Source organism: Sphingomonas hengshuiensis, from assembly GCF_000935025.1.
Lineage (GTDB): Bacteria > Pseudomonadota > Alphaproteobacteria > Sphingomonadales > Sphingomonadaceae > Sphingomonas > Sphingomonas hengshuiensis.
In genome coordinates, this window is the sequence record NZ_CP010836.1 from 862699 (window position 1) to 886015 (window position 23317).

At 67.1% G+C, this 23317-nt stretch carries 19 protein-coding genes and 2 pseudogenes; 8 read left to right on the forward strand and 13 right to left on the reverse strand.

The window, feature by feature from the left end; genetic code table 11:
• The first annotated feature begins 42 nt into the window (after positions 1 to 42).
• The 5 genes and pseudogenes from TS85_RS03915 to TS85_RS03935 all read left to right on the forward strand — a co-directional run bounded on the left by TS85_RS03915 (position 43) and on the right by TS85_RS03935 (position 3575).
• Complete coding sequence (locus TS85_RS03915; RefSeq protein WP_044330544.1) at positions 43 to 780, forward strand: SapC family protein; 738 nt, start codon at positions 43 to 45, stop codon at positions 778 to 780.
• A 107-nt stretch (positions 781 to 887) separates the two neighbouring features.
• Entirely contained in the window at positions 888 to 1367 is a 480-nt protein-coding gene (locus TS85_RS03920) for an RNA polymerase sigma factor (RefSeq protein ID WP_077228432.1), read from the forward strand.
• A complete protein-coding gene (locus TS85_RS03925; RefSeq protein ID WP_044330545.1) occupies positions 1367 to 2311 on the forward strand; it encodes a FecR family protein in 945 nt (314 codons plus the stop codon). The genes TS85_RS03920 and TS85_RS03925 overlap by 1 nt, the downstream gene beginning before the upstream one ends.
• Before the next feature lie 27 nt (positions 2312 to 2338).
• Positions 2339 to 2479: pseudogene (locus TS85_RS24495) on the forward strand (IS5-like element IS711 family transposase); the annotation flags it as partial.
• Between the two features lie 376 nt (positions 2480 to 2855).
• Positions 2856 to 3575, forward strand: a complete 720-nt coding sequence (locus tag TS85_RS03935; protein ID WP_320407142.1) for a response regulator transcription factor — start codon at positions 2856 to 2858, stop codon at positions 3573 to 3575.
• A 13-nt stretch (positions 3576 to 3588) separates the two neighbouring features.
• Here the strand turns inward: TS85_RS03935 and TS85_RS23955 are convergent, their stop codons facing one another.
• Complete coding sequence (locus TS85_RS23955) at positions 3589 to 6156, reverse strand: PAS domain-containing sensor histidine kinase (protein ID WP_227698772.1); 2568 nt, start codon at positions 6154 to 6156, stop codon at positions 3589 to 3591.
• A 120-nt stretch (positions 6157 to 6276) separates the two neighbouring features.
• A pseudogene (locus tag TS85_RS26390) lies at positions 6277 to 6669 on the reverse strand (PAS domain-containing protein); the annotation flags it as partial.
• A gap of 220 nt (positions 6670 to 6889) precedes the next feature.
• On the opposite strand from TS85_RS26390, the gene TS85_RS03945 reads away from it, so the two are divergent.
• On the forward strand, positions 6890 to 7699 hold the full coding sequence (locus tag TS85_RS03945; RefSeq protein WP_044330550.1) for an alpha/beta hydrolase: 810 nt from the start codon (positions 6890 to 6892) through the stop codon (positions 7697 to 7699).
• 184 nt (positions 7700 to 7883) lie between these two features.
• Positions 7884 to 8258 carry a response regulator transcription factor gene (locus tag TS85_RS03950; RefSeq protein ID WP_044330552.1) on the forward strand — a complete coding sequence of 125 codons (375 nt, stop codon included), beginning with the start codon at positions 7884 to 7886 and terminating at the stop codon, positions 8256 to 8258.
• 126 nt (positions 8259 to 8384) lie between these two features.
• Here the strand turns inward: TS85_RS03950 and TS85_RS03955 are convergent, their stop codons facing one another.
• Positions 8385 to 9248, reverse strand: coding sequence for an alpha/beta fold hydrolase (locus TS85_RS03955; protein WP_044330554.1), 864 nt, complete (start codon positions 9246 to 9248; stop codon positions 8385 to 8387).
• 12 nt (positions 9249 to 9260) lie between these two features.
• Positions 9261 to 9905, reverse strand: coding sequence for an isochorismatase family cysteine hydrolase (locus TS85_RS03960; protein WP_044335794.1), 645 nt, complete (start codon positions 9903 to 9905; stop codon positions 9261 to 9263).
• A gap of 272 nt (positions 9906 to 10177) precedes the next feature.
• Here TS85_RS03960 and TS85_RS03965 point away from each other — a divergent pair, with 272 nt between their 5' ends.
• Positions 10178 to 10642 carry a hypothetical protein gene (locus tag TS85_RS03965; protein WP_044330555.1) on the forward strand — a complete coding sequence of 155 codons (465 nt, stop codon included), beginning with the start codon at positions 10178 to 10180 and terminating at the stop codon, positions 10640 to 10642.
• Positions 10643 to 10795: 153 nt separating this feature from the next.
• Here the strand turns inward: TS85_RS03965 and TS85_RS03970 are convergent, their stop codons facing one another.
• The 9 genes from TS85_RS03970 to TS85_RS04010 all read right to left on the reverse strand — a co-directional run bounded on the left by TS85_RS03970 (position 10796) and on the right by TS85_RS04010 (position 23299).
• Positions 10796 to 11440, reverse strand: coding sequence for a CDP-alcohol phosphatidyltransferase family protein (locus TS85_RS03970; protein ID WP_077228435.1), 645 nt, complete (start codon positions 11438 to 11440; stop codon positions 10796 to 10798).
• Complete coding sequence (locus TS85_RS03975) at positions 11437 to 12021, reverse strand: CDP-archaeol synthase (protein WP_077228436.1); 585 nt, start codon at positions 12019 to 12021, stop codon at positions 11437 to 11439. Before TS85_RS03975 ends, TS85_RS03970 begins: the two co-directional genes overlap by 4 nt.
• Entirely contained in the window at positions 12009 to 12869 is an 861-nt protein-coding gene (gene asd / locus TS85_RS03980) for an archaetidylserine decarboxylase (protein ID WP_052507725.1), read from the reverse strand. Before asd ends, TS85_RS03975 begins: the two co-directional genes overlap by 13 nt.
• The gene (locus TS85_RS03985) at positions 12866 to 15565 is read right to left on the reverse strand and encodes a PEP/pyruvate-binding domain-containing protein (RefSeq protein WP_044330556.1); all 2700 of its coding nucleotides are present in this window, start codon (positions 15563 to 15565) and stop codon (positions 12866 to 12868) included. The genes asd and TS85_RS03985 overlap by 4 nt, the downstream gene beginning before the upstream one ends.
• A complete protein-coding gene (locus TS85_RS03990) occupies positions 15566 to 16465 on the reverse strand; it encodes a UbiA family prenyltransferase (RefSeq protein WP_155006288.1) in 900 nt (299 codons plus the stop codon).
• A gap of 89 nt (positions 16466 to 16554) precedes the next feature.
• Positions 16555 to 16812, reverse strand: coding sequence for a hypothetical protein (locus TS85_RS03995; RefSeq protein WP_044330558.1), 258 nt, complete (start codon positions 16810 to 16812; stop codon positions 16555 to 16557).
• On the reverse strand, positions 16770 to 17726 hold the full coding sequence (locus tag TS85_RS04000; RefSeq protein WP_044330559.1) for a hypothetical protein: 957 nt from the start codon (positions 17724 to 17726) through the stop codon (positions 16770 to 16772). The genes TS85_RS03995 and TS85_RS04000 overlap by 43 nt, the downstream gene beginning before the upstream one ends.
• Positions 17723 to 20317: a PEP/pyruvate-binding domain-containing protein gene (locus TS85_RS04005; RefSeq protein ID WP_044330560.1), complete on the reverse strand. Its 2595-nt coding sequence runs from the start codon at positions 20315 to 20317 to the stop codon at positions 17723 to 17725. The genes TS85_RS04000 and TS85_RS04005 overlap by 4 nt, the downstream gene beginning before the upstream one ends.
• 18 nt (positions 20318 to 20335) lie before the next feature.
• Positions 20336 to 23299: an aminotransferase class III-fold pyridoxal phosphate-dependent enzyme gene (locus TS85_RS04010; protein WP_162184692.1), complete on the reverse strand. Its 2964-nt coding sequence runs from the start codon at positions 23297 to 23299 to the stop codon at positions 20336 to 20338.
• Between the last annotated feature and the right edge of the window lie 18 nt (positions 23300 to 23317).

Here is a 23317-nt window from a genome sequence, read left to right on the forward strand (position 1 = left end):
CCGGAATCTCTATCCCAAGAAGCGCTTTCACGGAGACTTTTCATGGCCACTTCTCCCGACCGCGGCGCACTGCCGCTCTTCTTCCGCAAGCCGGTCGCATTGTCCTCGGAGCGCCACGCGCATTGGCGTGTGCGGCAGGGCGATGTCGGTTTCGCCGCCGGGTCCGCCGCCGTGCCGATCGTTGTGGGCGAGTTCGCCGCGGCAGCGCGCGACTATCCCATCCTCTTTGCCGATGGCACGGCGGCGCCGGTCGCACTGCTCGGCTTGGAAGCACGCAACCTGTTCATTGCCGATGGCGCATGGGACCCGGCGTCCTATGTCCCGGCCTATGTTCGGCGCTATCCCTTCACGACGGTCGTCGATCCGCAGGGCAATCACGCCTTGGTCGTTGATGCCGAAAGCGACCGGATCGTCGCCGATTCCGACATCAGCGAAGGCGAGGCGCTGTTCGCCGAAGGAAAGCCCGCGGTGCCGCTCAACAACGTCATCGCCTTTTGCCAGCGCTTCCATATCGACGCCGAGGCGACCGAGGCATTCGCCGCCGCGCTGCTGGCAAGCGACATCCTGGTCGAGCGGCGAGCGGACATCACGCTGGCCGCGGGCCAGTCATTGCGCATCGAGGGCTTTCGCATCGTCGATGAAGCCCGGTTTCGGGCCCTGGAGGCAGATAAGGTTCTGGACTGGCACCAGAAAGGCTGGCTAGGATTGGTTAGTTTCCATTTAGCGTCGCTTGCACGGTTCGAATCGCTGGTGTCGCGCCACAGTGCTTTGCCTGCCTGATAGGCCAGGAAGCAGATGTGACGGCGATTCAAAGCACCCGGAGAGGAGGTACGAAGTTCTGGGGGGGCGATGGCGTCCCCGGAAGGGATAGGACTCAATTACCCGCAATGAGCGCCTCGATAAAATCGACAATCCAGCGACTTAAGCTTGTGCTTTACCAACGGGGTGTATCGCCGCAGGACGTCGAAGATATCATCCAGGAGGCATATCAGCGTCTGGAGAAGTATCAGCAGACGCATGAAGTCCGGCACATCGAGGGATTTCTGGTGCGGACCGCGGCAAATATCGTTATCGATCGCAGCAGGGTTCGCAAATGGGAAAAGCTGGCCGACGACCCAGACGCGCTGATCATCGCGGACGACGCGCCCCGACCTGACGAGGTCTATGCGTCGCGCAAGCGGTTCGAGCGGCTGAGCGAGGGGTTGGCGATGCTGGACCCCTTGACGCAGCAGTTTATCCGGCAGAACCGGATCGAAGGTATAACGATGGCGCGCATTGCCGAGCAAAACGGCCTGACCGTGAGCGCGATCGAGAAGCGGATGGCGAAGGGCCTGAAGTTTCTCATGGGATGGATGGACGGGTGGTAATGGCGGGACGAATCCTCTTTCCGTTCGCCCGCGGCGATAGGCTAAGAGCCGAGGCCGCGCAGCTTGTCGTCCAGGGCGACGATGCCAAGCTCGACGAGTGGCTGTCGGCAGACGTGGAGCGAGCGACTGCGTATCTCGAAGGCGCGTTCCTTTGGAACGATCTCAAGGGCGTTCCGGCGGCAACTGCGCCCAGCGTCCCGGCGTTCTCGGCCAATCGCCGGTATTTTGTCGCAGCGGCTGCGGCTGCGGCCGTCGTCGTCGCAGCCATCGGCTTGCCGCTGGTCAGCGGCACCGGTGAAATCGTCCACCGCACGGCGGTCGGCGAACAGCGCGTCGTCACGCTGGCCGACGGCAGCCGGGCAACGCTCAACACCGACACTGTGCTCGAAGTGGCGTATACCGCCGAGCGGCGCGGCATGCGGCTGGTGCGCGGCGAGGCCTTGTTCGAGGTCGCGCACGACCCCAACTATCCTTTCCTGGTCGAAGCCGGCGGCGGAACCGTGCGCGCGCTGGGCACCGCGTTCGTCGTTCGCAGCGAGCGTGACCGGCTCGAAGTGACGTTGATCACCGGTCGAGTCGAAGTGTCGCGGCAAACCGGCGCCGCGCGGCGCGTTGTCGAGCTTTCGCCGGGCGAGCGGTATAGCAGCGATGGTGATGCCGGTCCGGTGAAGCTGGACAAGCCTCGAGTCGAGGCGGTGATCGCCTGGCGCAACGGCCAGCTGATTTTCGACGAAACCCCGCTCGCCGAAGCCGTGGCCGAGGCCAACCGATATGAAATCCAGCCCATTGAATTGCGGGTCACCGGGGACCCCGCCACGCTGAGCGGCGTGTTCCGCACCGGCGAGAACCACAATTTCGCGCGCAGCGTCGCGACGATGTACGGTCTTCAGATCGATGAAGCACCCTCAGGCATTGTGATCAGCGGCCGGATCAACACGCGCTAGCAGGCTGTTGAAGAAGTCCATTTCCGCTGGAAGCTCAATGCGGAGAGGCACCAGGTCGAATGCTTCTTCAACAAACTCAAACGCTTCCGGCGCATCGCCCTACGATGCGAGAAAACCGTCACTGCCTTCATGGGCGTCGTACGTCTCGCATGCGCCATGATCTGGATGACAGCACCTGGGATATTGTACTCGCGGCCTGAGCGCCTGTCAGCCCGGGCGACCTCCTCCGCCTTTCGGCTCACTAAGCATGCCGAGAATCGGGGCGAGGGTGACTAGGGCGAGGGCAGCCACCAAGATGCAAACGATCTCGTCGGCGATCGCAAGGCGAAACGCCATCCACAAAAGCAGGAACGTGCCTGCCCAAACGGCAACGATGCCGAAACCACCAGCGATCGTGGATCGGACCGGGGGTAACGGGGCGGCTTTGTCCGCGTGTCTGGCCATCTGTGGTTCCTTTCAATCCTGATCGGATCCCAGGAAATATCCGGCGAATGCGGGCTGCTGCTATTCTACGGCAGGACGGCATAGCTATGCGGTGGTATAAATGATCGAGGCGCTGCGACGCATCTCCAGCCGGCGCCGGCACGATCGTGCCGCCGCTGAACATACCTCGGTATATCTTTCAACTTCGCTGGAAATGCGTGACGTTGGCCGCATGGAAGACGATGCCATCGTTCACGTGATTGATGACGATCCGTCGATGCGTCGTTCGGTCGAAAGCTTGCTGCGATCCGTCGATATCGTCGCCCGAACCTATGAATCGGCGCGCGCCTTTCTGGCCAGCGAGCAGCCTGACCTTCCTGGCTGCCTGTTGCTCGACGTCCGGCTCCCCGGGCTCAGCGGCCTGGACTTTCAGTCGCAACTCGAACGCCTTGGCATTGGATTGCCGGTGATCATGATGACCGCGCATGGCGACATACCGATGACCGTGCAGGCGATGAAGGCAGGCGCAACCGACTTCCTGCCGAAGCCGTTCCGGGATCAGGATCTTATCGACGCGGTCGCCGTGGCGATCGAGAGGGATCGGGTGCGCCGTATCGATGATCAGGAACTGGCGCTGGTCCGGGAACGCTATGCGTTGCTATCCGATCGCGAGAAGCAGGTGATGGCGTTCGTGACCAATGGCCGGCTGAACAAGCAGGTTGCCTTCGATCTGGGCCTGAGCGAGATCACGATCAAGATTCACCGCGCATCCGGGATGCGCAAGATGGGCGCCAGGACCTTGCCCGATCTCGTCAAGATGGCGCAACTGCTGAAGCTCTAGCAGTGCCGGTCGCCTATTGCCCGGTCGTTGGCAGGGTGAAGCGGAAGCATGCGCCGACCGCGCCGTTAGACGCATTGATAAACCCGCCATGCGCCTCGATGATCGACCGGCAGATCGCCAGGCCCATCCCCATGCCCTGCGGCCTGGTGGTGAAGAACCCCGTGAACAGATGATCCAGATTGTCGGGCGCGATGCCGGGGCCGGTGTCGCTGACCGATACCGCCAGCGTGTCCCCGTCGAGAGAGGTCGATACCGTAATGAGCCGCTTGTCGCGGTCGGTCGTGGACATGGCCTGGGCCGCGTTGAGCGCGAGGTTGACGATGACCTGCTGGAGCTGAATGCGGTCCCCGACGATTGCGGGCAAGCCGGAAGCGAGGCGGGTGGCAATCTTCACGGCGTGCGTTGCAGCTTCGTGCCGCACGATCACCAGCGCTTCTTCGACGACGTCATTGAGGTCGAGAGCGACATAGGCCGGGTCGCGCTTCATCGCCATGCCGCGGATGCGCGCGATGATGTCGCTCGCGCGTTGCGCGTCCTCGATGACCTGCTCCGACAAGGTTTTGAGCTCATCCATGTCGGGCGTCTCGCGCTTCAGCCAGCGCAGGCTGGCCTGCGCATAGGCAGCGATCGCCGCCAGGGGCTGATTGACTTCATGCGCGATCGACGCGGCCAACTCGCCCAGCGTGGACACCCGCGCCGCATGGCTGAAATCGGCCTGGACGCGTTGCAGTCGCTGTTCGGCACGCTTGCGGTCGCCAATGTCGAGGGTGCTGACCACGCTGATCGCCTGATCACCGACCTGTGTGGGATAGGCGACCGAGAAGGCGATGTCGGCGGTGCCGCGATTCGGCGTCTCCATCAGCCCTTCTTCGGCATAGCCGCCATCCCCCCGCCAGCGCGCGAGCAGCGAATTTCGGAAGATCTCGGGATGGTTGCGCCAAAAATCGGCGGTGGTACGACCCGTGAGTTCCTGGGGGTCCTGCACCCCGGCCAGCTTGGCGGCGGCCGCGTTCGCCTCGACGATCGTGACCTGCTCCATGCACCGCACCAGAAGGTCCGGGTTCGCATCGAAGTGCGCGCCAAGATCCTCCACCCCCTGATGCTTCAATGCCGTCAGCAGGTCGGTCATGCCACTGGGATCGAGCCGCCAGAGTGCTACGGGGATCTGCTGGAAGAGTTCACGATACCGACCCTCGCTCAGGCGGAGCGCCTGGCTGGTCCGCGTGCGTTCGCTCAGGTCGACGAACCCGACGATGTTGATGCCGCGCGCGACCAGTTCGGCTGGGTAGGCGATGGTGTACAGCACATCGACCACGTCGCCCTGGAGATTGACGACCTGGGTTTCCTCCGAGAACGCCTTGGCGCCGCGCAGCCTGGCCATGGTCGAGCGCAGGACCGTGTCGGGGCGAAGCGTCCAGAACGGCTCGATGGTTCGGGGAATCACCGCTTCGCCCTGCATTCCGAAGAGCCGTAGCGCTTCGGGGTTGCACGCATCGACCTGCACATGCCGCAGGAGTTGTTCGATCAGCGCGGGCTGTGCCTCAAGATGGGCGGCGAGCGCATCGTTTTCCAACCCGAACCCCTCCAGCCAAAGCTGGAGGTCGCGCATGTCGAGCTGGACGAGCGCGACGGGCATGTGGTCGAATAGATTGCGGAAGCGCGCCTCGCTTGCCTCCAGCGCCTTGAAAGCGTCGACGCGATCGCTGATGTCGAGCGCTGCGACCAGGTTTACACTCTGATCGGCGAAGGCATCCGGGAAGCCTACGGTTACCAAGGCATCGAATTCGGTGCCGTTTGCGCGAAGCAGGCGCGCCTCGGACTGCACATATTTGCTGCCGCGCATGCGTTGGTCGCTGATACGAATGGTGGCTTCATCGGTGGCCCAGAAGCGGCTCAGCGGCCCGATTGCCTGCTCCTTGGTTTCCAGCCCGAACAGTCGCAGTGTGGCTTGGTTTACCTCGATAACGTTCAGCAGGTCTCCCGCGCTGAAATCGGGATTGGCGGCGGCATAGGGCAACAGGCTGGTTTCGCCGGCATCGCGGAGTGCCTGCAGCTTGGCCTTCATGGCGCTGCCGTCCATGCGCCAGACGGCCATGGGCATGAATTCGAAGAGGTTGCGATAGCGCTCTTCGCTTTCGCGCAACTCGCGCTCCATCGCCTTGCGATCCGAAATGTCGATCACGCCGACAAGGACCGTGCCGCGCGCCTTGTGATTCGAGGGCCAGCAGACCGTGAACAGCGCGTCCAGAAGCGAGCCGTCCCAGCGCTGCAATCGCACTTCGGTCATGAAGCGGTCGCGTCGCTCTGCGGCGGCGATCAGGGCTTCGGCGTAGACCGGACGGCTTTCCTGCGGCCATTCCCAGCCGAGCGGAAGTTCCAGAATCGCCTCGCGCGACGGTGCGCGGAAAACCTCTATCGTCGTGTCGTTGACGTCGACGATCCTGGTGGCGGCGATGCACTCGTCGACAAAGCCTGGATGCGCAGCGAAATAGGCGCGGAGGTCGGTGACGCCGGACCCGAAAAGCGCGCCAATCTTCTTGCGAACCTCCGAGAAATCCATCTCCCAGAAGGACGCCGCCATGGCGTGAAACAGATTATTGTAGCGGTGCGCGGTTATCTCGTTTTCGAGGCGTGCCTTCTCCTCGGCAGTCTTGTCGATCCCGCGTTCAAGGATGTCCAGTGTCGCGCCGGTCGCGTCGCGGCGCAGCAGCCAGCGGACATCGATGCACAGCTCGCGACCGTCGGCGGCGGTGCGAAACACTTCGCCCGACCAACTGCCATTGGCCTCCAATTCCCGCTCGATCGCGGCCAGCCCGAAAGGATGCCGCGTGTTCAGGTGCGCATTCAAAGGCTGACCGATCGCTTCCGCCGAGGCGAGGCCATAGAGCGATTGCGAAGCCTGGTTCCACAGCACGATTCGGCCGGATGCGTCGCGGACGACGACGCTCTCCGGCGCAAAGTCGGCAAGCGCACCGATCAGGCTATCGTTCACGCGCGCCAATCCAGTTTGCTGCTCGGTCGCCGCCTTTACCCCCAAGGTCGAAAGTGCGCGCTGTTCGCGTGGCGCGCCGTTCGGGGACAATGCGGGCTGCACTGTCCATGGTCATCCTGCACGATGGTATTAGCGCGAAACGTACGGGCAAGATTGCGACACTTTACAAGGGTCTCGGTCAACCGAAATCGCAGATCGATCGCCCGGCCAACAGTGTCGTGGACTCGCCATACCAAAGCATGATGGAGCGATCCCGGCGAAGACGTGCGCCGCCCGCCGGGTGGGCGCAGGACGGTGTCTCCGATTATCCAGGAGATGCGGTATGACTTCGACCATCCTGTTCGTTCACGGCGCGTGGCTAACGCCGAGTTGCTGGACGCCCTGGCGGGCCCATTTCGAGGCGCTAGGGTACAACACCGTCGCGCCGACCTGGCCCCATATGGACCGGCCGATCGCGGAGCTGCGGCGATCGCCCCGCCCGGAACTCGCGAAGCTGGGCGTCGGCGCTATCGTCGATGGCTATGCGGCCGCCATCGCGCAACTGGACGAACCGCCCGTCATCGTCGGGCACAGTTTCGGCGGTCTGGTGACGCAAATGCTGATCGGTCGGGGGCTGGGCGTGGCGGGCGTGGCGATCGACCCGGCGCCGCCCCGCGGCGTACTGCCCGGGTTGCGATCGGTGGTGAGCGCGCTGCCGGTGCTGACGGCGTTCAATGGCTGGAATCGCATTCTAACCATGTCCGAGAAGGGCTTTCGCGCCGACTTCGCCAATGCGGCGCCTGCAGACTTGCAACGCAGCGCGTTCGAGCGCGAGATCGTGCCGTGCCCCGGGCGTCCTTACTTCCAGGCGGCGATCGGCATTGGCAACGGCGTTCCGTTCGATACGATCACGCAGCCGATGCTGTTCGTCTCGGGCGGTCGGGATCGCACCGCGGATCCCGCGATGGTGCGGCGTATCCAGCGGCGCTACCAGAAGGCGGGCGTGAAGGCCGAACTCGCGCTGTACCCGGATCATTCCCATTTCCTGATCGCGGAGCCTGGTTGGGAGCGTATCGCTAAAGCGGTTGCGGCCTGGCTGGAGCACAACCGCTTAGGGATCGCGAAGCCGGGATCGGACAGGGTCGCGGCCTGACGATCTGCCGTTCTATTATACCAAGGTATGGCGCGATTGAGGGCGAGGCGTGATGCCTCTAGTGAGAGCCTGGCCCGATGCTCCCCCCACCTGCGTCAGTGGGTTGTCTGCGTATTAGGCGCGGCAGCGGAAGTCCTGGCAGTGCGGCCAGCGACGGGGCTGCCGCGCTTGCTGGAGTCAATGCGTGCCCAATGATCCGCTGATCTCCGTGATAGATGATGATGGCTCGTTACGCCGGGCGCTCGTCGCGCTGTTGCGCTCGCTTGGATACGAAGCCAGCGGCCATGCCTCGGCCGAGGAGTTTCTGGCCACCGGTGAGATTGATCGTTCGGCGTGTGTCATCACCGATATCCAGATGCCCGGGATGAGCGGTATCGATCTCAAGATTGCGCTCGATGAACGGGACACCCGCGTCCCCGTGATAATGATCACGGCGCGATCCGAAGAGGCCCTTCTCGCGCGCGCTGCGGCCAGCGGCGCTGCCTGTGTTTTGCAAAAGCCCTTCCCGGCCGACAGCTTCGTCGAGAGCCTGGAGCGCGTGTTGCTCGCTCAGCCATAGAGCGCGGCGCGCCGAGCGAGGAGGGGCCGTCGAAGTTCAGCCACCCTAACAGGGTGGCGAAGCCGATCGAAGCCGGGGCAGTGCCGATCCGCCGGGAGAAGCGCATCCTCCCGGCGGCAGTCGAGCTTAGCTGTTGCTGATGAAGGTGGCGATGATGTCCGCCGCCATTTCGGGATATTGATGCTGGGGGCCATGTCCGCTCTCCGGGAACGTCACGACGAAGAGCGTCGGCCAGAGATCGTTGAGCGCGTACCAATTCTCGACCGGGAAGATGATGTCGTGATCCCCGCACAAAGCGAGCACCGGGATGTCGGTGCCCCGGAAGAATGCGCCGAGCGCGCCGTCGGGGTCCGGGAAAGGGGTGGTCGGATCGCTCGATTCACCGACCGACTTCATGAAAACCTCGGAAGGGGTGATGCGGTCCGTCACGTCGCTGCGCGCGGCGATCCGCGTCAGCGATGCATCGGCAAGCGCCCGGCTCTTCGCCGAGCCCGGTTCGAAGAAGAGGGTATATTCGTCCTGGGTCGAATAATCGGGCTTGCCGGCGGTTTCGAAGAACAGCGGTTCGAACGGCTTCACCATCAACCCCGGCGGCATCGTCCCGATCGCCAGCACGTGGCTGACCTTGTCGGGGTGGGATGCCGCGTAGGTCTGCGCGGCAAAACCGCCCAGCGACCAGCCCCCGATGACGATCTTCTCGAAGCCGAGGGCCTCGACCAGATCGTTGACGTCCTTCGCCATGGCGGGCTTGGCGTAGCTCGGGGTGCCGGTGGAGAGACCGAGCCCCGAATAGTCGAATATGGTCACGGTGAAATTCTCGGCCAGCTTGTCGAGGAAAAGCGGGTCCCACATGTCCATCGTCGCGCGCAGCCGGACGCAGAGGACCATGTTCGGGCCCGAGCCGAAGGTGCGATAGGCGAGGGTCCGGCCATCGACATCGACCGTCTGATTGGGCGCGGTCAGCGCCGTCTTCTCAAGAACGTCAAGCATCAGAATACTCCTTCAGGCGGCGAGCGGCGCGGTCGCGGGGATCGCGGCGAGCAGCTCGTTGGTGGTGAGGATCGCGTGGGCGAAGGTCGGTCCGTTGATCTCGTGCGCGCAGTGCATCGCCGCATGGCTGGCAGCGGCGGTCGCATCGCGGACCAGGGTGACGTGGTAGCCCAGTTCGACGGCGTATTTGCCGGTGCTCTCCAGGCAGGTGTTGGCGATCAGACCGACCAGGATGACATGCGTCAGGCCCTTTTGCTTGAGCAGCGTATCGAGATTGGTATTGGCAAAGCCACTGCTGCCCCAATGCTCGGTGGCGATCAGGTCGCCTTCCTGCGGAGCGAATTCGGGGTACCATTCGCCGCCCCAGTCTCCCTGCGCGAAGATCTGGCGGTCATAGCCGCCCAGCATATAGGAATTGGGGTGATCCCAGCCATCGAGCTCGCCGGGCTTCCAGCGATGGTGCGGCACGATCACGATCTGGATGCCGGCGCCGCGGATGCCCGATACGACCCTGCGGAGATTGTCGTGCAGCCCGGTCTCGTTCGCCACCGCGGCGACCATCGGCCAGAGCTTTCCGTTTTCGGCGAGGAAGTCGTTGTAGGGATCGACGAACAGCAACGCCGTGCGGGCGGGATCATAGGTGGGTGCAGTGCTCATGGCGGTCTCCCTGTCAGTCATGTGCTGACGAGGATGCGTAACCCGACCCGACGGGCCAATCGTGCCCGCGCATGCGGCATGTATACCAATGAATAAGCCCGCCCGCCTGCGGGTGTGATGGCTGCGTGGCGCGCGCTGGTCGATAACGATGCGGCACCGGCCTTGCCCCCGGTCCGGTGCAAGCCGCCGCGGTCTCCCCCGACCTGCGGCGCACCAGAGCGGGCCGGCTCCGTCCCGGCTGGCCCGCTCTCCCCTTTTGAGGAGAGCAGGCGATGTTGCTGGAAAGCACCCGCAGTACCGGAGCCTTGCGGCCTGCGCTGGACGGCTGGCGGCCGATCGCGTTCTATCCGGAGGCGCAGGACCGTACGGGTTCTCGCGACGGCCTGATCACGGCCTTCGATCCCGATTTCCCGCAAACCGCAACGCGAACTCGCTTCACGGCGCTCGAACGAGCCGCGGTGCGATTGGGCGCCCGCGATACCCCAGCTTCGTTGCGGCCACATTCGCGCTGGCAGCGGGTCAAGTTTCTGGTCTTTGGCTTCACTCCCGCCACCACATTGTCCAACCCGCGGCTGGAGGCGATGCGCCGTCTGGTCATTGAACTGCGCCATTCCTGCGGTCGCGGCCTCGCGCCGATCCGTGCACGCGCTGTCGAGGCGGGCATCAGTGAACCGCAGATTGGCGCGTTGATGCGTCGTTTCGCGCGGCGCCGGCGCCAGTGGTGGCAGACGCGATGAGCGCGCCAGCGACCTTCGCGGAATATCGCTTCGGACCAAGCGAGCGACCGCTCCTCCCCGGCTCGCCTCATGCGCCGGTGCATCATCCGGTTTGCAGGGCGGCCTATGTAGCGGTCGCGCTGCTGGCGGACAGCGGCGTTCACGCCATCGGCATCAGCCGGCAAGCCAGAAGTACGCGGCGCTGATGGCGCCGATGGCGCCCAGCATCAGGCCCTTGTGGCGCGGCTTCCAATAGTCGGCCCGGTGCAGCATCAGCGCCGCGTAAACCAGCAGGACCACGCCTAGCATCGGTCGGGCCAGTTCGTCGCCCGCGAGCAGGCGCAGCGGGAAATAGCCAGCGGCGGCGAAGGCCGCCCAGAACACCGGCATGCCCAGATAGGCCAGCTTCGCGGAGCCGCCCGCGGCGGGAATCTCGATATTGCCGATGCCGTTGAAGACCGACAGGCGGATCAGGCCGGCGGCGATGAAGACCGCGAGGATCGCCAGCGCCCATGGGGTGTCGAAACCGCTGGCGTAGAACCAGGCGGCGGGCGTGATCAGGTAGATGAACACGTCGACGAAGCTGTCGAGATAGCGCCCGAAGTCCCGCGCCAGGCCGAAGCGGCGGGCCAGCACGCCGTCGAAGGCGTCGCAGAACACGGCGAGGAACAGCAGGCCCAGGGCCAGAGCAAGCTGGTGCCGGGCAGTGGCGAGCAGCGCGCCCAGGGCCAGCAACAGGCCGCCCAGGGTGACGGCGTCCACCCAGTTTAGGCGGACGATGACGCGGCCAGGCGCTGGCGGCGGCGACAGGTGGTTCATAGTGGCACCGCCCGTAGCTTGCAGAGGTACAGCAGGTAGTTGACCGCCAGGTGCAGCGCAGTGAAGGCCACCACTCCGGTCATCACGAAGGCAAAATCCATGCGGCTGAAGGGATAGAGCAGCAGCAGGCAGCCGAGGACGGAATCGGCCTGGTCCAGCAGGATGTGGGGCAGGGCCCCGGCCTGGCCCGGGCGGATGTCGCGCCGACGCTTGAGGAAGCTGTTGGGCAATTCGAACAGGCTGTAGCCCAGACCGTAGAGCAGGCCGTAAAACGGCGCCCCATGGGTGCTGAAGTCCAGAACATTATAGGGGGCCAGCCCGGGGGCCAGGGCCATCAGGCCGGCAAGCGCATAGCATCCCAGGATGCTGAACAGGATCATGGCGACCAGGCCGCGCCAGGTCTTGTTGTCGCCGAAGATGCGGGCGCCTCGCCAGCAGCGCCCACCGTCCAGCGGACGCGCCAGCCAGGGGCACAGGTCCAGGCGCACCACGGCCATGTGCAGGCAGCCGGCGATCACGGCGGGCAGCGCGCACAAAGCGAGGGCGGGCCACAAGGATGGCTGCGAGATCAGGGGTGCCATAAGGTTTCTCCCATCCGGATGCGGGGGGCGTCCGCGTCGTCGTGTCGGGCTGTCCGCAGGCCGGGGGTGGCGAAGATGACGATGACGGTGGAGCCCATCTCGAAGCAGCCCAGCTCCGCCCCCTTGGCCACCGCCACGGGCGGATCGAACTCTTGCACCGGCCCGGCGGCGTCGCGGTGGTCCGTCAGCAGGACGCCCAGCGCGGCGTCCAGTTCGATGCGCGCCCGGCCGATCACCGTGGCGCCCACGGCGATCAGGTACAGCGGACCGTGGTGGCTGTCGGCGCGCAGCACCAGGCGCTCATTCCGGCAATAGACGCGGTCCGTGGCGGCGATCGCGTCGCGGTTAGTGGCCAGCAGGTCGCCGGGCAGGCGACGCGCGGAATGGATGCGCAGGTCGCATGGCGCATGGAAGCGATGATAATCCGCTGGCGAAAGGTAGATCGTTGCATAGTGCCCGTCCGGCCAGCCCACGGCCTCGCCCAACAGGCTGTCCAGGGCGTAGGTGCGCCCCTTCACCTGCAGCATCAGGCCCTGATCCAGCCGGCCCATGGCGCTGAGATAGCCGTCCGCCGGGGCGACGATGCCGGCGGCCACCGGGCGGGCACCCGGCTTCAGCGCCCGGGTAAAAAAGGCGTTGAAGGTGATGAGCGGGCCGTCGATGTCGAAAACGAAGTCATCGGGCCGAATGGCGAAGCTGCGGCAATAGGCGCGGATGATCCGCCGCAACAGCCATTGCGGCAGCCGGCGACTGTCCGCCAGCCGCCCGAACCACCGCGCCACGCTGCGCTGGTCGGCGAAGCGCTGGAACCAGGGCCGGGTGACCAGATGATTGATGGCGCCGATCATGCGGCGGCCTCGCTCGCCGGAAACGCGGCCGCTTCGGCCAGCCGCTCCACCGTGCCGGCACCGCCGTCCAGCCGCAGACGGGCACCGTCGCGCAGCCAGCTGGTCGCCCCCTTGACGCCGACGACGGTGGGGATGCCCAGCTCGCGCCCGATGATGGCGGTGTGCGACAGCAGCGACCCCTTTTCCGCGATGATGCCGCTGGCCTGGGTGATCAGGAATATCCAGCCCGGATCCGTCATGCGGGTTACCAGGATCTGGCCGTTGACGCGCTGGCTGAGTTCCGGGGCGTCCAGCACCAGGGTCGTAGCCTCCACCACCCCGCGCGACACGCCCAGGCCCAGGCGCAGGACGCCGTCCTCCGCCTGCTCGCCGCCGCCGGCCGCGGCGTAATGGCGCAGATCGGGCTCCTGCCCTGGCGGGAAGATCAGGCGATCGGGCATGTCGCAATAGGCGCGCTGTGCCGCCGCCTCGCGCCGACGCTCCTTCACTAACGCGCGGCGGTCGCTGTGGTCGCCACCGTGGGCGAAGGCGCGCAACTCGTCCAGACGCAGCGTGAACACATCCTCCGCCTGGTCCAGCAATCCCTGCGCCCGCATGCGGCTGCCCAGCGCGTGGAACATCTCCTTCACTGCACCGAAGGCGCGGGCGCGGTTGATCCGCATGGCCTCGCGGTCGCGCACCGCCTGGCGTGCCCCGGCCAGCAGCAACCCGACGATCCGGCGGCGCACGGGGCGATGGCGCAGCGCCCCGGCCAGACGCTGTTCCGCAGCGCTGCGGATTGCGCGCTGGCGCTCGCGCATCGTGTCGGCGTCGTGCGGGCTGGCCAGTTGGTTCTGGACCATGCTGGCCAGCAGATCCGGCCGCATGCGCAGGGTGGGGCGCTCCAGCTTCAGCTCCTCCAGCGTGCGGTCGCCGAATTCCCGCAGATACGCGCTCCAGGCCTGGCGGAAATCATCCGGCACCGCAGCGTCGCCGTCGGCGAGGCGGGCCGCGACCTCCGCCGCGGGCCGCGCGAACAGCTCCTGGAGGACCGTGTCCGCCTCGATGCGCCGCTTCAAGGCCAGCAGGGCGAGGAAAGGTTCCTCGGACGGCAGTCCCTCGATGCCGCACAGCAGGTCGTTGCCCAGCCCGTCGCCGCAGCCGGGCAGGCGACCCAGTTCGCGGCGCAGCAGTTCGTTGAGCTTCATCGTGAAATAGTCGTTGACGATAGTGGGCGCCCAGGCAGCGAACAGGGCAGCCGCCCGGCTCTCGAAAAAGCGCCAGATGGTTGCCGTCTCCTGCCCGTCGATGCCGTCGACAAAGGCGCGCAGGCCGTGCAGCTCGCTCTGGAAGGCGGCTGCCAGGCGGCGGTTGTTGCGCCGGTACCCCAGGGCCAGGCGAGTCAGGCGCCCGAGCGCGCGCACTCGTGCCCCCATTCCCGGCCGCGTGATGGGCCAGGGCAGGCTGGCCAGCCCGAGGAAGTCCTGCCACCCGCGTTGGCTGGCGACGCTGATCAAAACCTTCGACGTGACGCGCCGGGCATTGTCCAGCCGATAGTAGATGCGGCCATTGAGGTGCGCCAGCAGGTGTTCGAATACGGACGCGTTGGCCGCGATCCAGCCGGCGGGGATTCCGAAGGCCCGCGCCGCGCCGGCGAAGACGTGGCGGTACGCCAGGCGCGCGAAGTCGAAGCCCAGCGGCAGCGTCACGCCGGGGTAGGATTCGACGATGTTGGCATTATCCAGAATGACCCAGTCGCGCGCGCCCCCCATGTCCAGGCTGGTGATGGGGCGGGCCTGCAGCAGAAACAGCGCGCCGGCCCCGTCGAACGCGAACTCCAGATCCTGCGGGCAGCCCTGGCGGCGTTCCAGGTCCAGGGCCAGGTCGGCCAGTTGGCGCAACTCGTCATCGCTCAGCACCGCGGCGGCGCGCTGGTCCGCCTGCACCGCGCTGGCGCGCAGTCCCCAGGCACGGTCTGGATCGGGCTCCAGCCGGGTGTCCTTCATCGCCACGGCGCGATGGATGTGACGGCTGTCGCGGGCGATGAAATAATGATCGCTATCGGCCCGGTCGGCGACCACGCCCTCGCCCAGCCCATAGGCGGCGGCCACGACGATCTCGTTGAGGTTGCCGCCGGCGGCCATGCTGAACACCACCCCGGCGCGCGCCGCCGGCACCATCTGCTGCACCACCACGGCGATGCCCTCGCTGCCCGCCGGCAGCCCCCGGTGGTGGCGGTAATGGAGCGTGCGCGCGCCAAGCAGCGACGCGACGCAGGCGCGCATGCGATCCAGCAGGTCGGCCTCGCCGACATGCAGATAGGTGTCGAGCTGCCCGGCGAAGCTGTCCTTGCCGCCGTCCTCGGCGAGGGCGGAACTGCGCACCGCGCAGCGGTAGCCGGCGCCGAACAGCGCCCGGCAGCGGGCCAGTGTGTCCGCCGCCATCGCCGCATCCACCGGGTGGGCCAGGATCCAGCCGCTGATTTCGATCGCGGCATACTGGCACTGCGCCGGGTCGTCCCGATCGGTCGCCGCCAGGCGGGCATCGATGCGGCTGCGCAAGGGGTGCAGCCAGGCGGCTACTGCGTCCGCTGGCAGTATCAGGAAGGGTGGCACAGGCATGCCCCAGTCGACCAGTCTCAGCAGCGAGCTGCCTTTGCCACCGCATTCGGGGGCCTTGGCGCGCAGCGCTTCGCGGTCCTCGAGGCGCCAGGTCATCTACAGGCTCCAGCCGAACAGAATGACGGCGCGTTGGGTGAACAGCTGCAGCAGGAACAGGGCGAATATCGATCCTGCGACGGCCTCGGTGGCCGCACGGATGCGGTTGTTGGCGGCGTCTGGCCGAAGGATGAAGCGGACGCAGACGGCGACATGGCCCAGCGCGGCCAGCCCGATGGCCCAGAACGTCCAGGACGCGAAGCCCAGAATCACCACCAGGCGCATCAGCAGCCCGGCCGTCAGCGCCATGAAGACCAGGGGGAACAGCGCGGCGCGGCGCGGCCCCAGCAGGCTGGAATAGGTTATATAGGCGGTTTCCTGTTCCGGCGCGCGGATCTTGCGCGAAGTTTCCCAGGCGCCGACCGGGAAGAAGAAGGCGAACAGCGGCAGTACCCATTGGCTGTCCAGCGCCTGGGGTGGCCCGCCGTTCAGGGCATGCCAGGCGACGGCGATGACATAGGCATTGACGAACAGGCCCAGCGGCTGGTGAGTGACGAGGGCCAGCAGCAGGCTGTTGCGGTGGAGCCGTTCCAGGAAGAACCATTTGAAGGTCAGCAACGCATAGGCGTGCATGGCCAGATAGGGCCACAGCAGCCAGCCCTCGCGCAGGTTGAGCACCAGGCCCAGCGCCACGGTCCCGACGCACAACGCGACCAGATCGCCGGCGCGGACCGCGCCCCGCGGGAAGGGGCGGTGGGGGAATAGGACGCGGTCCAGTTCCCTGTCCTTGAACTCGTCATAGACCCGCATGGTCAGGCTCATGCCGAAATAGGAGAGGAACCCCACCACCGCTGCCGGGCCGAAGGCCAACGTCGCCGCCCCGGCCTGCGCCTGCAGGCAGCCATACAGGCCCAGGAACGACACCAGCAGCAGCGGCAGGTGCTTTTCGAGCGGGAACATCTCTCGCAGATAGATCCACAGCCGGTGGGGCATGGAATTTGTCGGCAAGTGGACGGGGTCGGCGCTGGGCATCGGCGTCTCCGGTCTGATCAGGACAGCGTGCGTTCGTAGAGGGTGTATTCGCGCCGTGTGCCGGCCCAGGGGCGCGTGAAGGCGATGTTGGGCGAACCGTCGCGCATCAGGGCGACGACGATGCTGCGGTAGCGGGGCTGGCCGAGGATGCGCAGGGTTCCGTGGTGATAGACCGCATGGCCCAGGGAAAGAGGCCGGTCGAGGCGGCGGCGGCCGAGCACCGCCGCCTGCTTCAGCTCGCGATAGGGAATGCCGATCTGGTAGGCCGTGGCCACCGGCCGCCGCGCGCGTGGCGCAGGAAACGCAGGCGGTCCAGCCAGACGCCCAGGCCGCTGCTATGGCCTCGCATGGCCCGCAACGCCGCGCTCAAATCCTTCAGCACGATGCTGAAGCCGACGCGGGCGCCGCTCGGATCCAGGACGAAGCAGCTTGCGGCCCGGTCCACCGCCAACGGCAGCCGGGCATAATGGTCGCGGAAACGCTCCCAGGGCAGGGCCACGAAGCCCGGCATCCCGCCGTAGCTGGCGTTGATCAGGCTCCAGACGTGGTGCAGCGCCTCTTCGGTGGTGCAGTTGTTGTAATCCTCGAAGCGGTATCCCAGCGCCTGGGCGTCGGCATAGTCGCTCGCGGTAGCGGCCAGCGCGGCGGCGGCATGTGCCCGGTCGATGTCATGGCTTTCCCAGCGATGCAGCGGGATAAAACCCAGCGCGTCGAAATGGCTGCCATAATAAGCCGGGTTGCGCGGTTCCCCGATGAAGGGCGGTGCATCGAAGCCCCCGGTCTGGCAGCGATAGCCGTGGAAGATCGAGAAATCGACCGGCGCCAGCACCCGGGACGCGCCGCGCCCGGCCAGCCACCCGACGCCCGCGTCGATCAGCAGGTGGGCGACGCCCGGATCGTCCTCGGCCTCGTACAGCCCCAGGCATGCCTCGCCCTCGGTCTCTTCGGCGGGGCCCATCGCGGCCATGCGCCCCACCACCGGCCCGTCGGCACCATCGCGCACCAGCCAGGCGGCCACGGCACGATCCGCCAGCCATGGGTTGCTGGCCGGGTCCAGCAGCGCCATCTCCTGCGCGATTGGGCGCGGCAGGTGGCGGGGGTTGCGCGCGTTCACGGCGCTGCCGAAGGCGGCGAAGGCCGTGCGCGCCGCGATGTCGCCAAGGTCGACGCGTTTCAGCACGGGGGTCATGCCGCCGCCTCTGTCATATCGACGTCCACCGGGGCGGGGGCTAGGGGGGTGATCATGCCGGTGCCGCCGTCGAGGCGCACGCGCATGCCGGTGCGCAGGTGCTGGCGGGCGCCCTTGACTGCCAGCACGGCGGGAATGCCATATTCCCGCGCCACCACGGCCCCATGCGACAGCACCCCGCCAGTCTCGGTGACAAGCCCGGCGATGCGGGCGAACAATGGCGTCCAGGCCGGGTCGGTATAGGCCGTTACCAATATCTCGCCATCGCGGACCTGGCCCGCCTGCTCGATACTGTCCAGCACGCGCAAGGGCGCCTCCACCACGCCCGGGGAACAGACGATGCCGCGCAGGCCATGCGGGTCTGCCACTCCAGCGGGGGCGATGGCGGCGTGGGGCATGATCTCGTTGGGGCGGGGGTAGCTGCGGAAGCTTTGGTGATAGTCGCGGTTGCAGCGAAGCTGCGCCAGCAGGCTGGCAACACTGTCCTCCTCACGCGCCGCCACCGCCCGGGCCAGGGCGATCACCTCCGGGAAGGCGAGGTGCATGACCGCGTCTGGCGCGTCGGCCAGGCCGGCAGCATGCAGGCGCCGGCCCAGCGCCAGCGCGGTGATGCGGACCAGCCGGTACATGCGCGTCGACCGCTCGCGCATCTGCTCGCGCAAGGCCAGCATGGCGCGGTGGATGGCAAGATCGCGACGTAGATCGGTTTCGGTCACGTCGCCCAGGGCCTCGCGGTAGCGGGCCAGGCTACGCGCTTCCTGCCGTTCGGGCGCCTCGTCATCGTCGCGGGCCAGCAGCAGCAGCAGGTTCTCGAATGCCGGCAGCGGATCTTCGTCCCAGCACGGCACCAGCAGGTCGAGTTCGCGCAGGCTGCGGTGGCGGTGGACATGGATGAAGGGGCGCAGTTCCTCCGCGCCCGGATAGGCCTCGCCGGCCAGATGGCGGCGGCATAGGTCCTCGGCGCCCAGTCTCCGCAAGGCCGCGGCGTCGTCCGCGCGGGCGCGCAGGCGCCGGCTGATCCGCCACAGGTCGCGGAACGGCGCCAGGTGGGGCACATCGGTCAGGCCCCCGGCCAGGACCAGATAGTCGTGCTCCGCCCGCCCGCGCGCCTGCCGGCGGCGGTTGCGCTTGCCCAGCGTCTCGCGAAACAGCGTCGCCATGTTGGCGCTGTCGTATATCGTGGTGAAATAGCGTGCCTCGCACGCATAGTGGTGGCGGGCCAGAACCGCCTCGACGTGGATGGCCAGCGCGCTGTCATCCAGGGCGTCGGGATCGACCGTTTCCAGGCGGGCCAGCAGCGTGTCCAGCTCGGCGAGGGTCGCGCCGGCCGTCTTCAGCCGGCGCCGGACCGAACGACGGATGCCGAACAGGGTGCGCAGGCCCGCCAGCAGCGTGCGGGGAGTCACGGAAGTGCGGACGCCGTCGCCCGGATAGGTGGGGGCGATGCCCAGATCGGCATCGAATTCGCGTTCCACGAAGCCCGGGATGCGCCGCAAGCCGTCCTTGACGGCGCTCAGGTTCCAATAGGGAAAGCCACAGCGGAGCAATGTCCAGGGGCGAGGCCTGGACCGGTCGAGCAGGCCGACGCTGTCGAGATAGGCCGACATGCTGGTCTCGAGCACCAGCTTGTACAGCGACCAGATCAGGGCGCAGGGGACGTGCGCCGCGACGCCGCCATCCTTCAGGTCGGCGTTGGTCCATTGGTCGACCACGTCATGGTGGATGGCGGCGATGGCGCGGCTTTGCAGGACGTGGAATTTGCCCCGATACCAGGCCCATTCGATGTCCTGGGGGCGACCGTAAAGCTTCTGGATGGCGAGCGCCAGGACACCCAGCGCGCGGACCTGGTCGTCCGTCAGGGGGGCGTCACCGGCGGTTCCCTCGCGGCTCAGCCGGTCTGCCATCCAGTCATAGCGCCAGGCGATGGGGTCGCTCTCCCCCTGTACCAGCGCGTCGCCAAGGCCGGGCACGGCCTCGATCAGCATCTCGGTGTCGTGGCCGCGCACCGGGTCGACCGTGAACACTACGCCGGCGCATTCCGCCGGCACCATGCCCTGGACAAGGCAGGCCGGCTGCAGGTCGGCCACCGACAGGCCGCGACGCAGGCAATAGTCGCGCACCCGCGGGGCGAATGCAGAGGCCCAGCAGGTCCGCACCGCGCGGCGCAGGTCGTCCACCCCCCGCACGTTCAGCACCGTCTCGTAGAGGCCGGCGAACGAACTGCCGTCCAGATCCTCCAGCGTCGCGGAGGACCGCACCGCCAGCGCCTCGAAGCCGCGGGAGAGCAGGGCCTCGTGCACGCAATCCAGCGCGGCCACGAGGGTGTCGGGCAGCGGCATGGCCAATATTGCCGCCCGCAAGGCCTCCCCGCCATCGTCGTCGCGATCGGCGACGAAGTCCGCCACCCGACCGGCCAGGTCGCCGCCGGCGGCCTGCACCGCCGCCCGAAAGGTCCAGGTGGGCAGAGCGTAGGCCGCGGGAACGGCGAAACCCGCGCGGGCGAGTTCGGCCAGATGGCGCGTCTTTCCACCCACTGCCGCCGTCTGCGCGGGACCGATTTCGTCGAGGGGCAGGGCGAGCGGCTTGTGCATGGCGCGTCCGATGGCGTTTCAGAAGATACGGGTCTGCTTGTGGTGGCCCACGCGGAAGCCGTGCTTTTCGCCCAGCGCCCCCATGGCATCGACGTCGCAGGGCTGGATGTTCCCGTAGGAACAGCTGGCGTGCCCCTCCTCCAGGCCCAGCAGGATGGTTTCGGACAGGCAGGCATAGGCCATGCCGTCGGCCAGGCGCATGCCCCTGACCGGCATCACCTCGGCGTTGGGCAGGGCAACCTCACCCCCCAGCAGCACGGTGATTCCGCGGTCGTTGTCGAACAGGTCGTCGCGGCAGTTCATCGGGACGGAGATGTCGCAGACGATGGCGCCCGGCTTGCAGTGCTCCGGCCCCAGAAAAGGCTCCGCCGCGTTGGTTGCCACCACCAGGAGGTCGCAGTCGCCGAGCGCGTCCAGCGCGTCCACCACCTGCAGTGCGGGTGGCGATCCAAGGTCCCGCCAATGCTGGTGAAAGCGCGGCCAGGGGCGGGCCGGGGCGCCGTCACCGGCGGCCCCTGCCGCCGCCGCGACCGCGCGTTCGAAGCCGCTGCGTGGCGTGCCCCCGTCTGCCAGTTCGCTCAGCGTATGGCGCAGCACGGAATCGGCAGCGCGCTCCGCCTTGCGCACGCCGCGCGCATGGTCGCCGCCGTACAGCAACAGCCGGCCGGCATGCCGCGTGAAGCATTGGGCATAGGCGCTGCAGATGTTGCCGCCGGCACCGATGATCCCGATGGTCAGGTCGCGCGTGTCCCAGCCGCGCTCGCGCGCCATGGCCAGTACCGCCTGCACCCCGACGTAAACGGTGTAGCTATTGCCGGTGGTGATGATGGTCGCGTCGTCGGGCACGCTCTGGCCATTCTTCGTCAGGATCGAGGTGTACTGGCCCAGTCCGACCACGGCGCAGCCGAATTCGTTGCGCAGGGTGGCGACGCCGCGATGGCACAGGGCCTGCAGACGGCTTTCGTCCTGGTTCAGCAGCGCGCGGCGGATCATGCCCGAGGTCACGGGAATACCAGCGAACACCACGCTGGCCTGCCCCCCGTGCGACGCAGTGATCGTGCGCCGGCCCAGCACGATCGGCTCGGTCACCGGCAGCATGCGCTCCAGCAGATCTTCCAGCGTGTCGGTGTCCAGCAGCGCCAGCGACGGGTCGGCCACGCGCAGGTGCGCGGCGTCGATGTAGTGGGTCAGGAAACCGACGCGGCGCATCCCCGCGGCCGGCGGCTCCAGCGCGATCTCGCCCTGGCGGAAGTCGCCCAGAGGGCGCAGGCCGCGCGTGTCCTCGGGCAGGGCGAATTCGATGAGCTTGTAGATATCCTCGTTGTCCACGATGCGGCACAACTGGTCGAAGGCCGCAAGGACGCGCTCGATCTCCGTGGCCTTGATATAGGCGGAGGGCTGGATGCGGATGACGGTCGAGGCGGCCAGTGCCGGTGCAACGCGGATGCCGTGCTCGTGCAGGAGATGGCCGGCCAGTACGTAGCCCATATATCCGCTGCGGGCGAGCAGCTGCAGGCCATAGCTCTGGCGCAGCTTCATGTCGGCGAAGGCGATGCCCAGCATCAGGCCCTCGCCCCGCACGTCGCGGATCACCTGAGGATAGCGCGTGCGCAGGGCTTCGAAGCCGGCCCTCAACTGGCCGCCCCGCGCCTGCACGGCGTCACCCAGCTGGCGCGCGATCACCAGCGCTTTCCGGGCGATGCCACAGGACGGGTCGTCCTCCACGTTGGTGGAGGTGTGCAGCAGGCCGAAGCGCGGCAGATAGTGTTCCCGCGTGACGGCACAGGCGGCGATCTTGGCCAGGCCCCCGCCCAGCGATTTGCCCAGCAGATAATAGTCGCCGACCAGTCCCATGCGGCTGGACGCCAGCAGCGCCCCGGTGCGGTAGAAGCCGGTCTGGATTTCATCCACCACCACCGGCACGCCGGCGGCGCGGACCGCCGCCACCAGTGCCATGGCGGCTTCGGGCGGGACAGGGATGACGCCGGCCTCGCCCTGGATGGGTTCGAGGAACAGCGCGGCATAGGCGTTGAAGGTTTCGTGCTGGCAGGTGACCCGGCCATCGACGACGGTGCCGGGCAGGATCAGGGTGTACGCGCCGGCGGCGACCAGGGCGTGCGCCGCCGCTGGATCGGCACTGAGGCGCTGCCAGTCGAAGAAATTGGTCTCGGTGCCGCCGCGCAGGAAGGGGTCGCGGAACAGCGGCTTGTGGGTCAGCGCCAGCGCGCCCATGGTCTTGCCGTGGAAGGCGCCCTGCGCCGCCAGGAAACGGGGGGCGGCGGCGACGACGGCCCTTGCGTTGCTTGCCCGCACGGCGGCGGCGAAGGCGTCGAAACTGGTATGGGCGTGGCCGTCCAGGATCAGTTCGAGGGTTCCGCCCAGCCGTTTGGCCGCCGCCTCGGCAGCGCGGATGCGGGCCAGCCGGCGTTCCACCTGTTCGGCAAAGGCGTCCAGCCGCGCCAGCTGGGCCATGCGCGCGTGCTTGGCGGCGGCCTCCACCGCCTCCGCGCCGGAATTGCCCAGGGTTATCACGAAGTGGCGGCCGGTGGCGGCGTGCAGTTCGGCATCCAGGTCGCGGCACAGCAGCCCGGCTTCGCCCCGGATGGACATCTGCGCGTGAGTCGGCATTTCCTGCCGCAGCTGGGAAATCGCCAGGCGGCGCAGCTCCGGATGGTTGTGCCCGAGGATCAGCGAGCCGTAGCCGCCCGCGATATCCAGCACCTCAACCTCGTCGCCCGCTTCATCGCGGTAGCAGAGATAGTCGTCATGGGCCCGGACGTAGGGCTTATCCAGGCTGAGGATGCGCAGCAGCTCGGCCGTTTGGGGGCGGGCAAATTCGGCATAGCCCTGCAAGGCGGCGGCATCGTGGTCGCGAATGTCCGCGATCTCGGCATGCCGCCGGCTCAAATCCGCCGAGGCGGCGATGTCGGCGGACAGCGCGGGCGAAAGCGCCCCGAGGGAATCGTCGTCGAGGGTATCCACGGGGCGTCCACCTCCCTT

Bases quoted from the DNA above. Each gene is read 5' to 3' on its own strand.
- TS85_RS03915 (WP_044330544.1), top strand. From the start codon at position 43: ATGGCCACTTCTCCCGACCGCGGCGCACTGCCGCTCTTCTTCCGCAAG.
- TS85_RS03920 (WP_077228432.1), top strand. From the start codon at position 888: ATGAGCGCCTCGATAAAATCGACAATCCAGCGACTTAAGCTTGTGCTT.
- TS85_RS03925 (WP_044330545.1), top strand. From the start codon at position 1,367: ATGGCGGGACGAATCCTCTTTCCGTTCGCCCGCGGCGATAGGCTAAGA.
- TS85_RS03935 (WP_320407142.1), top strand. From the start codon at position 2,856: ATGATCGAGGCGCTGCGACGCATCTCCAGCCGGCGCCGGCACGATCGT.
- TS85_RS23955 (WP_227698772.1), bottom strand. From the start codon at position 6,156: ATGGCGGCGTCCTTCTGGGAGATGGATTTCTCGGAGGTTCGCAAGAAG.
- TS85_RS03945 (WP_044330550.1), top strand. From the start codon at position 6,890: ATGACTTCGACCATCCTGTTCGTTCACGGCGCGTGGCTAACGCCGAGT.
- TS85_RS03955 (WP_044330554.1), bottom strand. From the start codon at position 9,248: ATGCTTGACGTTCTTGAGAAGACGGCGCTGACCGCGCCCAATCAGACG.
- TS85_RS03960 (WP_044335794.1), bottom strand. From the start codon at position 9,905: ATGAGCACTGCACCCACCTATGATCCCGCCCGCACGGCGTTGCTGTTC.
- TS85_RS03965 (WP_044330555.1), top strand. From the start codon at position 10,178: ATGTTGCTGGAAAGCACCCGCAGTACCGGAGCCTTGCGGCCTGCGCTG.
- TS85_RS03970 (WP_077228435.1), bottom strand. From the start codon at position 11,440: ATGAACCACCTGTCGCCGCCGCCAGCGCCTGGCCGCGTCATCGTCCGC.
- TS85_RS03975 (WP_077228436.1), bottom strand. From the start codon at position 12,021: ATGGCACCCCTGATCTCGCAGCCATCCTTGTGGCCCGCCCTCGCTTTG.
- asd (WP_052507725.1), bottom strand. From the start codon at position 12,869: ATGATCGGCGCCATCAATCATCTGGTCACCCGGCCCTGGTTCCAGCGC.
- TS85_RS03985 (WP_044330556.1), bottom strand. From the start codon at position 15,565: ATGACCTGGCGCCTCGAGGACCGCGAAGCGCTGCGCGCCAAGGCCCCC.
- TS85_RS03990 (WP_155006288.1), bottom strand. From the start codon at position 16,465: ATGTTCCCGCTCGAAAAGCACCTGCCGCTGCTGCTGGTGTCGTTCCTG.
- TS85_RS04000 (WP_044330559.1), bottom strand. From the start codon at position 17,726: ATGACCCCCGTGCTGAAACGCGTCGACCTTGGCGACATCGCGGCGCGC.
- TS85_RS04005 (WP_044330560.1), bottom strand. From the start codon at position 20,317: ATGCACAAGCCGCTCGCCCTGCCCCTCGACGAAATCGGTCCCGCGCAG.